General features: G+C 71.4%; 11 protein-coding genes and 1 pseudogene. 9 read left to right on the forward strand and 3 right to left on the reverse strand.

Annotation, left to right across the window (positions count from 1 at the left end; genetic code table 11):
* Positions 1-25: 25 nt before the first annotated feature.
* On the reverse strand, positions 26-658 hold the full coding sequence (locus tag H5411_RS34015) for a class I SAM-dependent methyltransferase (RefSeq protein ID WP_183126159.1): 633 nt from the start codon (positions 656-658) through the stop codon (positions 26-28).
* Positions 659-826: 168 nt separating this feature from the next.
* Between H5411_RS34015 and folC the strand changes: the two genes are divergently transcribed.
* The gene (gene folC / locus H5411_RS34020) at positions 827-2,509 is read left to right on the forward strand and encodes a bifunctional tetrahydrofolate synthase/dihydrofolate synthase (protein ID WP_183126160.1); all 1,683 of its coding nucleotides are present in this window, start codon (positions 827-829) and stop codon (positions 2,507-2,509) included.
* The gene (locus H5411_RS34025) at positions 2,506-2,913 is read left to right on the forward strand and encodes a DUF4233 domain-containing protein (RefSeq protein WP_101434223.1); all 408 of its coding nucleotides are present in this window, start codon (positions 2,506-2,508) and stop codon (positions 2,911-2,913) included. Before folC ends, H5411_RS34025 begins: the two co-directional genes overlap by 4 nt.
* Positions 2,914-2,931: 18 nt before the next feature.
* Here H5411_RS34025 and H5411_RS34030 read toward each other — a convergent pair whose 3' ends face one another.
* Positions 2,932-3,312, reverse strand: a complete 381-nt coding sequence (locus tag H5411_RS34030) for a VOC family protein (protein ID WP_101434224.1) — start codon at positions 3,310-3,312, stop codon at positions 2,932-2,934.
* A gap of 53 nt (positions 3,313-3,365) precedes the next feature.
* Between H5411_RS34030 and H5411_RS34035 the strand changes: the two genes are divergently transcribed.
* The 3 genes and pseudogenes from H5411_RS34035 (at position 3,366) to ndk (ending at position 5,987) form a co-directional block, all read left to right on the forward strand.
* Positions 3,366-3,848, forward strand: a complete 483-nt coding sequence (locus H5411_RS34035) for a GNAT family N-acetyltransferase (RefSeq protein WP_101434225.1) — start codon at positions 3,366-3,368, stop codon at positions 3,846-3,848.
* Between the two features lie 97 nt (positions 3,849-3,945).
* Positions 3,946-5,506: pseudogene (locus tag H5411_RS34040) on the forward strand (alkaline phosphatase D family protein).
* Between the two features lie 70 nt (positions 5,507-5,576).
* The gene (gene ndk, locus H5411_RS34045) at positions 5,577-5,987 is read left to right on the forward strand and encodes a nucleoside-diphosphate kinase (RefSeq protein WP_101434227.1); all 411 of its coding nucleotides are present in this window, start codon (positions 5,577-5,579) and stop codon (positions 5,985-5,987) included.
* An 81-nt stretch (positions 5,988-6,068) separates the two neighbouring features.
* Here the strand turns inward: ndk and H5411_RS34050 are convergent, their stop codons facing one another.
* Positions 6,069-6,842, reverse strand: a complete 774-nt coding sequence (locus H5411_RS34050) for an SDR family NAD(P)-dependent oxidoreductase (protein WP_101434228.1) — start codon at positions 6,840-6,842, stop codon at positions 6,069-6,071.
* Between the two features lie 86 nt (positions 6,843-6,928).
* On the opposite strand from H5411_RS34050, the gene H5411_RS34055 reads away from it, so the two are divergent.
* The 4 genes from H5411_RS34055 to H5411_RS34070 form a co-directional block, all read left to right on the forward strand.
* Positions 6,929-7,762: a helix-turn-helix transcriptional regulator gene (locus tag H5411_RS34055; protein WP_101434229.1), complete on the forward strand. Its 834-nt coding sequence runs from the start codon at positions 6,929-6,931 to the stop codon at positions 7,760-7,762.
* A 9-nt stretch (positions 7,763-7,771) separates the two neighbouring features.
* Positions 7,772-8,497 carry a maleylpyruvate isomerase family mycothiol-dependent enzyme gene (locus H5411_RS34060; protein WP_183126162.1) on the forward strand — a complete coding sequence of 242 codons (726 nt, stop codon included), beginning with the start codon at positions 7,772-7,774 and terminating at the stop codon, positions 8,495-8,497.
* A 124-nt stretch (positions 8,498-8,621) separates the two neighbouring features.
* The gene (locus H5411_RS34065; protein ID WP_101434231.1) at positions 8,622-11,957 is read left to right on the forward strand and encodes a phosphodiester glycosidase family protein; all 3,336 of its coding nucleotides are present in this window, start codon (positions 8,622-8,624) and stop codon (positions 11,955-11,957) included.
* A gap of 86 nt (positions 11,958-12,043) precedes the next feature.
* Positions 12,044-12,460 (forward strand): helix-turn-helix domain-containing protein (locus H5411_RS34070; protein WP_183126163.1); only part of this gene is annotated, 417 nt, incomplete at its 3' end.

A 12,460-nucleotide genomic window follows, 5' to 3' on the forward strand; every position in this document is an offset into this window, starting at 1 on the left:
CCGATCGGGTGGTCGGGGCGGGTTTTCACCCGGCTGCGGGGTGATCCGCGGGCTTCCGCCAGGCCAGCAGGTACCGCCAGAACACCAGCGGGCGGACTGTGCTGCCGGGAAGCAGGCGCCCGGCGTCCCGGCGGACGTCGTTCAGCGTCGGGAAGTCCATCCGGACCGGGGCCTTGGCGACCGGGTCCGGGCCGCCGTTGAGCTGGTCTCCGGCGAAGACGACCAGCCTGGCCAGGGCGTTCGCGGGGACGGCGACGAGTTCGCGGGCGTAGTCGCCGGGGCGGCTGGAGCGGGCGCAGCCGAGCACCGCGAGGACACCGCCGGGGGCGAGGGCGTCGCGCAGTCTCGTGACGGTTTCGAACGGGACGTGGTGCAGCGAGGCCAGGCAGGAGATGTAGGCGTAGGCCTCGGGCTCCAGCGGTTCGGTCGTGACGTCCGCGCGGCGGTAGTCCACCGTGCCTGGTCCAGGCGAACCGGTGGCGGCGGCACGGGCGATCATTGCGTCCGACGTGTCGATGCCTTCGACGGTCATTCCGGCGGCCGCCAGCTTGCGGGCGAACCGGCCGTCGCCGCAGCCGATGTCCAGGGCACGGCCGGGGCCCGGCGGCAGCAGCCGGAGCAGTGTCGGGTGATAGTGATGGTTGTGGTCGAAGGGCATGTCGCCGACCTTGCCACGGATCGCCGCGGGCGTGATCGCGCCGAGGCCCGGGGCCGCCGGGGGCGCGGCGGGCGCCGGGTACCCTCGACGGTGTGCCAGGCCGAATCTTTCGCCTGGTCTTCCCGGTCGCGCGACCGCGCCGGGACAGCGACTTCAAGGAGTGCACGAGTGCCGCGCGGTGAGGAGCCCGAGGAGACCCGGCGGCCGGATCTCTCCGATCCGGACAGTTTCGCGGGAGTCGACGAACTGGGCGCGCTCGCCCACGGCGACGACGACGAGTACGACGCCGGGAACGAGCTGGAGCCCGACCTCGACGCGCCGGACGCGGCGTACACCGTCGGCGGCGGTTCGCGCGGCGGGATCGGCGGCATCGGCCAGCTCGGCGACAACCTGGCGCTCGGCCCGGTGCCGGACCTGCGCCCCGAAGAGGGCGCCGAGCTGCACGAACTCGACGACGAGGGCGCGCCCGCCGAGTTCGGCGACGAGAACGGCCCGGAGGCGCGCCGCGACCTGATGGCCGCCGAGGCCGAGCTGAACCAGCGCTGGCCGGAGACGAAGCTCGAACCGTCGCTCGCCCGGATCCAGGCGCTGATGACGCTGCTCGGCGAGCCGAACCGCAGCTACCCGGTGGTGCACGTCGCGGGCACCAACGGCAAGGGCTCGGTCGCGCGGATGATCGATTCGCTGCTGACCCGCATGGGACTGCGCTCGGGCCGCTACACGAGCCCGCACCTGCAGCTCGTCACCGAGCGGATCGCGCTCGACGGCCGCCCGGTCTCCGCCGCCCGCTACGCCGAGCTGTACCAGGACATCGCGCCGTACGTGGCGATGGTCGACGGCGCCAGCGAGGACGGCGTGCCGATGAGCAAGTTCGAGGTGCTCACCGGGATGGCGTTCGCGGCGTTCGCCGACGCCCCGGTCGAGGCCGCGGTGCTCGAGGCGGGCATGGGCGGCGCGTGGGACGCGACCAACGTGGCCGACGCCCAGGTCGCGGTCATCACGCCGATCGGGCTGGATCACACCGAATACCTCGGCCCGACGGCGGTCGACGCGGCCGGGGAGAAAGCCGGGATCATCAAGCCCGGATCGGTCGCGGTGATCGGCGAGCAGGACCCCGAGGTGCTGAACGTCCTGCTGAAGCGCACGGTCGAGGTCGACGCCGCGGTGGCGCGGGCGGGCAGCGAGTTCGGCGTGCTCGAACGCGAGGTCGCGGTCGGCGGCCAAATGCTGAAGCTCCAGGGCCTCGGCGGCGTCTACGACGAGATTTTCCTGCCGCTGCACGGCGCGCACCAGGCGGCGAACGCGGCGCTCGCGCTGGCCGCGGTCGAGGCGTTTTTCGGGGCGGGCAAAGACAAACAGCTCGTGGTCGAGGCGGTGCGCGAGGGGTTCGCCGAGGTTGAGAACCCGGGCAGGCTCGAACACGTGCGGGCCGCCCCGGCGGTGCTGGTCGACGCCGCGCACAACCCGATGGGCGCGCGGGCGCTCGCCGCGACGATCGCCGACGAGTTCAACTTCCGCCGGCTCGTCGCGGTCGTCGGCGTGCTGGGCGACAAGGACGCGCGCGGCATCCTGGACGCGCTGGAGCCGGTCGTGTCCGACATCGTGGTCACGCGGAGTTCGTCGCCGCGGTCGCTGCCGGTCGAGGACCTGGCCGAGCTGGCCGCGTCGATCTTCGGCGAGGACCGCGTGCTCGCCGAACCGGACCTGGAGACCGCGATCGAGACCGCGATCGGCCTCGTGGAGCAGACCGACGACCCGGAGGAACCGCTCGCGGGCGGCGGAGTCCTGGTGACCGGTTCAGTGGTCACCGCGGGCGACGCGCGCACGCTGTTCGGGAAGGAGCCCGCATGAGCGAGAACCCCGAGACGCCGGTCAAGCCGCCCGCGAAGGACCCGATGAAGGGCTTCCGCGGCGTGCTGGCCGGAACGCTGATCATGGAGGCGATCACCGTCGCGCTGGCGCTGCCCGTCGTCGCGAAACTCGGCGGCGGCATCACCAGCTTCACCGGCTGGACGGTCATCGCGCTGGCCGTGGTGCTGATCGTGCTGTGCGGTCTGCTGAAGCACGTCTGGGCGGTGCCGGTGATCCTGCTGCTGCAGCTGGCGATCATCGGGGTCGGCGTCACGCAGCCGGCGATCGCGATCATCGGCATCATCTTCCTGGCCGCGTTCCTGTGGTTCCTGTGGCTGCGCCGCGACGTCGCGCGCCGGATGGCCGCGGGCACGTTGCCGAGCCAGCAGCAGCCCCAGGCTTGAGCCCGCGGCCGTACCGGCTCAGCGGTAGACGCTGACCTCGATCAGGTTCCGGTCCGGGTCGCGGAAGTACACGCTGCGGATCGGCCCGGTCGCGCCGGTGCGGTCGACCGGGCCCTCCTCGATCGGCACTCCGTGCGCGGCCAGATCGTCGACGACCTGCTCGAGCGAATCGGCCGTGATCAGGCACAGGTCCGCGCTGCCCGGCGTCGGCCGGTCCGCCTTGGGTTCGAACTCGTGCCCGGCCTCGTGCAGGTTGATCTTGCTGGAGCCGAACGCCAGCGCCTTGCGCCCGGCCCCGAACGTCACCTCGGCCATGCCGAGGACGCGGGTGTAGAAATCGACCGTCGCGCCGAGGTCGGCGACGGTGAGGACGAGGTGGTCGAGCCGGTCGATCCGCATGGTTTCACCCTATTCCGATGTAACGGCCGGGCCGCCACGGCGACGGTGCAAGTGTGATCGTGGTGCGGGAGCTGAGCGCGGAGAACTGGGCGGAGTGGCGCGACCTCCGGCTGGCGGCGCTGCGCGAGGATCCGGCGGCGTTCAGTGCGAAGCTCGCGGACTGGCAAGGCGAAAATGATGCCGAACCGCGCTGGCGGGCCCGGCTGCGGGACGTGTCGTTCAACGCCCTGGCCGACCTCGACGGCGTTCCGGCGGGGATGGTCAGCGGGCACCTTTCCGAACGCGGCGACAAAGCCGAGCTGCTGTCGATGTGGGTCGCTCCCTCGGCCCGCGGCAGGGGAGTCGGGGACGCGCTCGTCCGGGCCGTCGTGCGCTGGAGCGAAGGACGCGGGGCCGGTGAGCTGATGTTGCGCGTCGCGGGCGGCAACGAGCAGGCGCTGGTCTTGTACCGGCGGCACGGATTCGTGAAGCGTCCGCTGTCTTCGGAGGCGGCCTCGTGCGAGCACGAGATGGTTCGGGAAGCACACCGAGCGTAACGACTGGTTGTGAACTTCCTCCTGCCGAGTGAGCCGTTCACCCGGCGGTCAGCCCGAATTGGCCGCTTGGCCGTGGTTGCCGGATAGAACGACCGTCATGACCGAAACGACCCCATCGCGGCGCTCCGTCCTCAAAGCCGGAATCGCCGTCCCCGCGCTCGCCGCGGCAGGCGGGCGTGCTGCTGCCCGGCACCGCCTCGGCCGCCCCGCTCGTCCGCCGCGACCGTCCGGTGCTCACCCACGGCGTCGCGTCCGGGGACGTGACCGCCGGCTCCGGCATCGTGTGGTCGCGAGCCGACCGCCCCGCGCGGCTGATGGTCGAGATCGCGCGCGACCCGTCGTTCCGGCACGCGCGGCGGGTGCCCGGCCCCTTCGTCACGCCCGACACCGGCGGCACGGGCAAGGTGCGCGTCGCCGGACTGGCCCCGGGCACCGAGTACCACTACCGCGTCACCGCGGTGGACCTCGACGGCCGCAGCGCGAGTGAACCGGTCGCCGGCCGTTTCGCCACCGCGCCGGTCGGCCGCGCGAACACGCGGATCGTGTGGAGCGGTGATGTCGTCGGCCAGAACTACGGCATCAACCCGGCGCTCGGCGGCATGACGATCTTCTCCGCGATGGCCGACCGCCGCCCGGACCTCTTCCTGCACAGCGGCGACACCGTGTACGCCGACGGCCCGCTCACCGAAACTGTCACGCTCCCTGGCGGCGCGGGCACCTGGCACAACATCGTGACGCCGGAGAAGTCGAAGGTCGCCGAAACCCTCGACGAATACCGCGGCCAGCACGCCTACAACCGGCTCGACACCCACTTCCGCCGTTTCGCCGCGGAGGTTCCCGCCTATGTCCAGTGGGACGACCACGAGGTCGTCAACAACTGGTACCCCGGCGAAATCCTCAACGACCGTCCCGAATACACCGAAAAACGTGCCGACGTCCTCGCGCAGCGCGCGTTCCAGGCGTTCCACGAATGGCATCCGATCGACCGCCTCCAGGCCGTCGACGGCCGGGTCTACCGGAATTTCCGCTACGGCAGCCGGGTCGAGGTGTTCGTGCTCGACATGCGCACCTACCGCGACGCCAACACCTCGGACCAGACCAAACCCGGCCACATCCTCGGCGAGGCGCAGGCCCGCTGGCTGGCCGACGCGCTCCGGCGCAGCACCGCGACCTGGAAGATCGTCCAGGCGGACATGCCGATCGGCCTCGTCGTGCCGGACGGCAAGGACATCGAGGCGGTCGCCAACGGCCTGCCCGGCGCGCCCGGCGGCCGCGAGACCGAGCTCGCCTGGGTGCTGCGGCAGATCTCGCGGCACCGCGTGCGCAATGTCGTGTGGCTGACCGCCGACGTGCATTACACCGCCGCGCACCATTACTCGCCGGAGCGCGCCGCGTTCCAGGACTTCGACCCGTTCTGGGAATTCGTCTCCGGACCGCTCAACGCCGGCGCCTTCGGCCCGAACAAACTCGACCCGACGTTCGGCCCGGAAGCGGTGTTCGTGCACGCTCCGCAGACGCAGAATTCCTCGCCGGCGCAAGGGTTCCAGCACTTCGGCGAGGTGAATGTGGACGGTGCGAGCGGGGCGCTGACGGTCGACCTCCGCGACGCGACAGGGGCCTCGCTGTGGTCGAAGACGCTGCAGCCGCAGCGGCCCTGACCGGCCCGGCCGACGCGTCGGATAGGCTCAGCGCCGATTAACACGAATCCGCACAAGGAGAAATACCGTCGTGACTGAACGCACGCTGGTCCTCGTCAAGCCCGATGGCGTCGCGCGCGGCCTCGTCGGCGAGGTCGTCTCGCGCATCGAGCGCAAGGGCCTGAAGCTGGCCGCGCTGGAACTGCGCACCGTCGAGCGCTCCGTCGCCGAGGAGCACTACGCGGAGCACAAGGAGCGCCCGTTCTTCGGCGACCTGCTGGAGTTCATCACGTCCGGCCCGCTCGTCGCGATGGCCGTCGAGGGCCCGCGCGCGATCGCCGCGTTCCGCCAGCTGGCCGGCGGCACCGATCCGGTCGAGAAGGCCACCCCGGGCACTCTGCGGGGCGACTTCGCGCTAGAGACCCAGTACAACCTGGTGCACGGTTCGGACTCGCCGGAGTCGGCCGAGCGCGAGCTGAAGCTGTGGTTCCCGGACCTGTGATCGGGCTGATCCGGCTGGTCCGGCACTGAGCCTCCCGAACGCCGGGCAGGGACTTCGGTCCCCGCCCGGCGTTCGCGTTTCCTAGACCCGGGCGCCGCCGTCGACGCGCAGGACGGCGCCGGTCACGTAGGAAGCCCGGTCGCTCAGCAGCCACGCCGCGGCTTCGGCGATTTCGGCGGGATCGGCCGCGCGGCCGAGGGGAGTGGTCTCCGCGAGCCGGTCGAGCAGTCCCGGCGATTCCGCCTCCCACCGCCGGATCATCTCGGTCATCGTCGTGCCGGGCGCGATCGCGTTCACCCGGATCCCCTCCGGCCCGTAAGCGACCGCCGCCGATTCGGTCAGGCTGTTCAACGCGCGTTTCGCGGCGCCGTAAACGGGCAGCGCGGGGTTCGCGCCGAAGCTGCCGATGCTGGACGTGTTCACGATGGCCCCGCCTCCACCAGCCCGCATCGCCCTTACCTCGGCGGCCATCGCCAGCCACGGTCCGCGCAGATTCACCTGGTACAGGCGGTCGAAGTCGGCCAGCGGCACCTCGTCCAGCGGGCTCGGCGGCGTGCCGGTCGCGCCGTTGTTGAACGCGAGGTCGAGGCGGCCGTGCAGCTCCAGCACCCGGTCGATCGCGGCCTGAACGCTTGCCGGGTCGGCGAGATCGCACCGGACGTAATCCGCGACGCCGCCCTTCGCGCGCACTTGTTCGGCCACCGTCTTCAACTGCGTTTCGGTCCGCGCGTCCAGGACGACCTTCGCGCCCTCCTCGGCGAACAACCGGGCCGCTGCCGCGCCGATCCCTCGCCCGGCGCCGCTGATGAAGGCGATCTTGCCGTCGAGCAGGCTGTTCGTTCGTGTTTCGGTCATGACTTCGATGGTCGTTCGACGACGAGACGGCAGCCAGGCATCGGGGGTACCTGGCTGAGCCCGCCCGGACTGCGCAGACTGGACGGGTGGACCGAACGGAACTGGCGGGTTTCCTGCGCAGCAGGCGCGAACGCATCGCCCCGGAGGATGTCGGCCTTCCCGCGGGCAGGCGGCGGCGCACGCCCGGGCTGCGGCGCGAGGAAGTCGCGCGGCTGGCGTTCATCTCGGTCGAGTACTACACGCGGCTCGAACAGGCCCGCGGCCCGAACCCGTCGAACGAGGTGCTGGCCGGGCTGACCCGCGCGCTGCGGCTCTCGGACGTCGAAGGCGACCACCTCCACGAACTCGCCGGCGCGCCGAGGCCCGCGCGGGGCCCGTCCCGGGAGGTCCGGCAAACCATTCTCGACCTGCTGGACCGGTTGCCGCAGACGGCCGGGATCGTGCTCTCCGCGACGTACGAGGTGCTCGCCTGGAATCCGCTCGCCGCCGCGCTGCTGGAGGATTTCTCCGCTCTGTCCCGCGAGGAGCGCAGCTTGCCGCGCCGGGTCTTCCTCCCGCGCGGCCGTGACCGTTTGTACGGCTTGGTGGAAGCCGAGGCGTTCGCCCGCGCGATGGCCAACCGGCTGCGGGTGACCGCGGCGAAGTACCCGGACGACCCCGAGGTGCGCACTCTCGTCGCGGATTTGCTCGCGGGGAGCGAGCGGTTCGCCGCGCTGTGGGCGTCGCACGACGTGGTGGCCGCATCGACGTTCAGCAAGACGTTCGAGCATCCGGTCGTCGGGACCGTGTGCGTGGATTGCGATGTGCTCGGCATTTCCGACCGGGACCAGGAGGTCGTGCTGTACACCGCCGCGCCGGGCTCGCCGGGCGAGGAAGCACTGCGGTTATTGTCGGTGCTCGGAACCCAGCGCATCGGTTAACCTCCACCGGTGACTGCTCTGCCGCTGCCGCCGCGCGACTACCTGCCGCACCTCCGCACGCTCACTGGGGCCTTCGCCGCGGAAGCCCCGGGCGACCTCGGCAATCCGGTCCCGTACTGCGGCGACTGGACCAAGCGCGACCTCGTCACGCATCTGGGCAACGTGCACCGATGGGCCGCCGGGATCGTCCGCACCGGCGAGCTGAGCAAGCAGGAATTCGACGTTTCGCCGGGCGGCGACCTCGCGTCCTGGTACGGCGAGAGCGCCGCCGAACTCCTGGACGAGCTCGAAGCGGCCGATCCCGCCGACTCGTGCTGGGTATTCGGCGCCGCGCCGAAGACGAAGGCGTTCTGGTTCCGTCGCCAGGTGCACGAAACTGCCGTCCATCTGGTCGATCTGTTCGGCGCGCGCGGCCGGACGGCGCAGCTTGATCCGCTGATCGCCGCCGACGGCGTCCACGAGGTGCTCGGCACGATGCTGCCGCGCGTCGCGCGCTGGAAACACGAGGTTCCGCTGGCCGCGCCGATCACCTTGCGCACCACCGACACCGGGCACGCGTGGACCGTCGTTCCCGGCGAACCGCCCGAGCTGGGCGAGGGCGAAGCGGTGGCCACCGTCGCGGCGCCCGCGCGGGATTTGCTGGTGCTGCTGTGGAATCGCACCGACACGCAGCCCGAGATCGCTGGCGACGCGGCCGTCGCGAAGGGGTTCCTCGCCGCTCGTATGACTCCCTGAGCGGATAATCCTGCGCCATTCAGGTCCCGTTCACCGCGGGGACTTCCGGCGGTCGCGCCGATGGATTTGGCTGGTCTGAGCCATTTTCGCGATCGGGGGGTATCTGGTGAAAAGATCAAGATCCGTGCTGCTCAGCGTCCTGCTCGCGCTGTCGCTGGCCACACCGGCGCAGGCCGACCCGCTCTCCGCTCCGCTCGGCTCGCCACCGGTCGAGACCGCCTCCGCTTTCTCCTCGGCCAGGGAAGCTCCAGCCGTCGCCGCGGCGCCCGCCGCCGACGACGGTCTCGAGACCAGCAGCGCCACCAACGCGGTGGCACCTGGTCTCAACCTCACTCAATTCGACCGCTTCGACCCGAAGGGCTGGATCCGCGGCGACGCGCTGAGCGTCGACCTCACCAGCAAGGTCCTGAAGCCGACTTACCTCAGCCCGGGCACCGTTTCCGCGCGCACCCCGCTGTCTCAGCAGGTCGCTCGCGCCGGTGCGGTCGCGGGCGTCAACGGCGATTTCTTCGACATCAATGCCTCCGGCGCGCCGCTCGGTGTCGGCATCGACAAGGGCGAGCTGCACAACGCACCCGCGTCCGGCCACAACACCACCGCGGCGATCACCGAGCAGGGCCGCGCGAAGCTCGCCGACATCTTCCTCGAAGCGTCGGTCACGCTGCCGGACGGCCGCGCTGTCCCCGCCACGAATTTCAACAGCCCGGTGCTCGCGAAGGACGCACTCGGCGTGTACACACCGCTCTGGGGCGCTTCGGCGCGCGCGACGTCCGTGGCCGGCGCGCAACGCGTCGCCGAGGTCGAGATCCGCGACGGCGTCGTGACGCAGGTGCGCCCGCAGCCGGCGGACGGCCCGATTCCGGCTGGCAGCACGCTGCTCCTCGGCCGTGAAGCTGGTGCGGACGCGCTGTCGGCGCTGCACGTCGGTGACCGCGTTGGAGTCTCGTACGCGCCGCGAACCGACGCGGGCAAGATCGCGGTCGCGGTCGGCGGGAACAAGACGCTGCTGAAGGACGGGCAGCTCCAGCAACTCGACGACGTCACCCTCGCGCCGCGCACCGGCGTCGGCTTTTCCGCTGACGGCAAGCGGATGTGGCTCGTCACGGTCGATGGCCGCCAGGCCGACAGCCGCGGGATGACCGAACTCGAAATGGCCCGGCAGCTGAAGCGGCTCGGTGCCGACGACGCGATCAACCTCGACGGCGGCGGCTCCTCGACGCTGCTCGCGCGTGGCGAAGGAGAAGCCGCGCCGTCGGTGCGCAACTCGCCTTCGGACGGCGGAGAACGCTTGGTGCCCAACGGCATCGGCGTCGCGACCGTGCCCGGCAGCGGACGGCTGACCGGCTTCGTGCCCGCCCCCGCGCAGGAGGGCGACAACTCGACTCGCGTCCTGTCCGGCCTGAGCCGCGCGCTCGTGCCGAACGGACACGACGAGACCGGTGCCGCAGTAGCGTCGAAGCCGTTCTGGACCACGTCGAACCCGGTCCGCGGCACTGTCACGAAGAATGTCTTCACCGCGCAGCCCGACTTCCTGCACCCGGACGCGCGCGCCGACGTGACCGTCACCGCGCACCAGAACTTGGTGAAGGGCAGCACGAAGCTGACCGTGCTGGGGAAACCGGTCCGCCTCGGCGCGAGCACGAAGCAGGTCGCGCTGTCCGGTGCCGACGCGCGCGGCGAGTTCCAGGTCTACGGCTACGACGCGGACGGTTACGGCACTTGGATCGAACCGTCGGACGTGAAGCTGGAATACGACCCCGCCGTGGTGAAGATCGAGCCGTCGGGCAAGGGTTTCGCGGTCGCCGCGAAGACCGCGTCCGGGGCCACCGCGATCACCGTGCACGCGGGCGGACAGACCATGCACTTGGCGGCCTCGGTGGGCACTGAAGCCCGGGTCGCGGCACCGCTGGCCGGTCCGGAAGGCTGGTCCGCGACGGTGTATCCGGCGGTCGTCGGCGCGGCGCTGTCGTCGGCGGACGGACGCAACGGCGGCAAGGGTCTGGCGCTCGACTACCGGCTCACCGGCACCACCGCCACCCGCGCCGCGTATGTCAACGCCGCCAACCCGATCGCGGTGCCGGGCGGCACGCAGAAGATCGGCATGTGGATCAACGGCGACGGCAAGGGAGCCTGGATCCGCGCGGAACTTCGCGACGGTGCCAATACGGCGTCCATTGTGGACCTTTCGCTGAGCGTCACCTGGACCGGCTGGCGATACGTGACCGCCGCGGTGCCCGCCGGACTGCCGGACGGACAACGGCTCACCCGGTTCTATGCCGTGGAAACCGCGCCCGCCAAGCAGTACGAGGGCAGGCTGGTTTTCAACGACCTCACCTTCGAGGTCGCGCCGACCACCTCCGTGCCGCACGATCCGGCCGTGCCGGACCCGGCGCTGGTCACCAACGGCACGCTCGGCAACGGCGGCCTGAAGATCGCGGTCGTCAGCGACGCGCAGTTCACCGCGGATGCTCCGGACGGCCCGCTGGTCGGCCAGGCCCGTCGAGCCCTGCGCGAAGCGGTGGCCGCGAAACCGGACCTCGTCGTGATCAACGGCGACTTCGTGGACCGCGGCACCGCGCCGGACTTCGTCCTGGCCCGCAAGATCATCACCGAAGAGCTGGACGGCCGCGTCCCCTGGTACTACGTCCCCGGCAACCACGAAGCGGAGGGCGGCAACGGCCTGAACAATTTTCAGGCCGCGTTCGGGGAAGCGCACCGCGTGGTCGACGTCCACGGCGTGCGGTTGATCCTGATGGATTCCTCGCGGGGTTCGCTGCGCGCTGGCGGATTCGACCAGGTCCGCATGCTGCGCGAGGCGCTCGACAACGCTGCGCAGGACCGCTCGGTGCGCGGTGTGGTCGTCGCGATGCACCATCCGGTGAAGGACCCGAGCCCGACCGGCAATTCCCAGTTGGGCGACCGGAAGGAGGCCGCGTTGCTGCAGACGTGGCTGACCGGTTTCGAGGAGAAGTCCGGGAAACCGGCTGCTTCGCTGGCGTCGCACGCCGGGGTGTTCGGGCTGTCGCGCACGGACGGCGTGCCGTACCTGGTGAACGGCAACTCGGGCAAGACCCCCGCCGCGGCCCCCGGCGACGGCGGTTTCGTCGGCTGGACGCTGGTGCGGGTCGACCCGTCGGACCGCGGCCAGCCGGTCCAGTTCGAGACGCGCCCGAACGTCGACGCGCTGACGGTGACCGGCCCGGGCACTCTTTCGCGGGGCGGGACCGGAAAGGTGACCGCTGCGATGACCCAGGAAGGCCGATCGATCCCGGTGGCGTACCCGGTGAGCGCCGCTTGGGGCGGTCGCGGGGTGCACATCGGCGGCTGGCCGCCCGCGCCCTGGGATGTGGTGTCGCTCGACCCGGCCACCGGGACGGTGCGGGGCCTGCGCCCGGGAACGGCGGAGATCTCGGTGACGGTGAACGGGGTGACCCGTTCGGTGCCGGTGACGGTGCGCTGAGCCGGGTTGGTGCCGTGGGAGTCCGTGAGGGGACCTTGGGGTCATGGGGTGGTTGCAACGCCGTCTGGTTGAGGGGGCGGGTTGTGATGGCGAGGGTGCGGAAGTACCGGTGGTTGCCGCGGTCGGTGCGGGTGGTGTTCTGGGAGCAGGTGCGGCGCGGGCTGGCGGCGAAGCCGGCGGCCCGCGCGGCGGGGCTGAGCCCGAACACCGGGGTGCGGTTGTTCCGCCCGGCTGGCGGGGTGATCGGGAATGCGCCCCGTCGGGCGGGGCCGGTGCGGTTGAGCCTGGCCGAGCGGGAAGAGATCGCCTGTTTGCGGGCGGCGGGCCACGGCGTCCGCGCGATCGGGCGGGCGCTCGGGCGGCCGGCGTCGACGGTGTCGCGGGAACTGTCCCGCAACACCGGGTCCTCGGGTTACCGGGCCAGCAGCGCCCAGCACGCCGCGGAGCAGCGCGCGAAACGCCCCAAGGTCGCGAAACTGGCCGCTGACGCCGAGCTGCGCGAC

The sequence above is a fragment of the Amycolatopsis echigonensis genome (assembly GCF_014174495.1).
Taxonomy (GTDB): domain Bacteria; phylum Actinomycetota; class Actinomycetes; order Mycobacteriales; family Pseudonocardiaceae; genus Amycolatopsis; species Amycolatopsis echigonensis.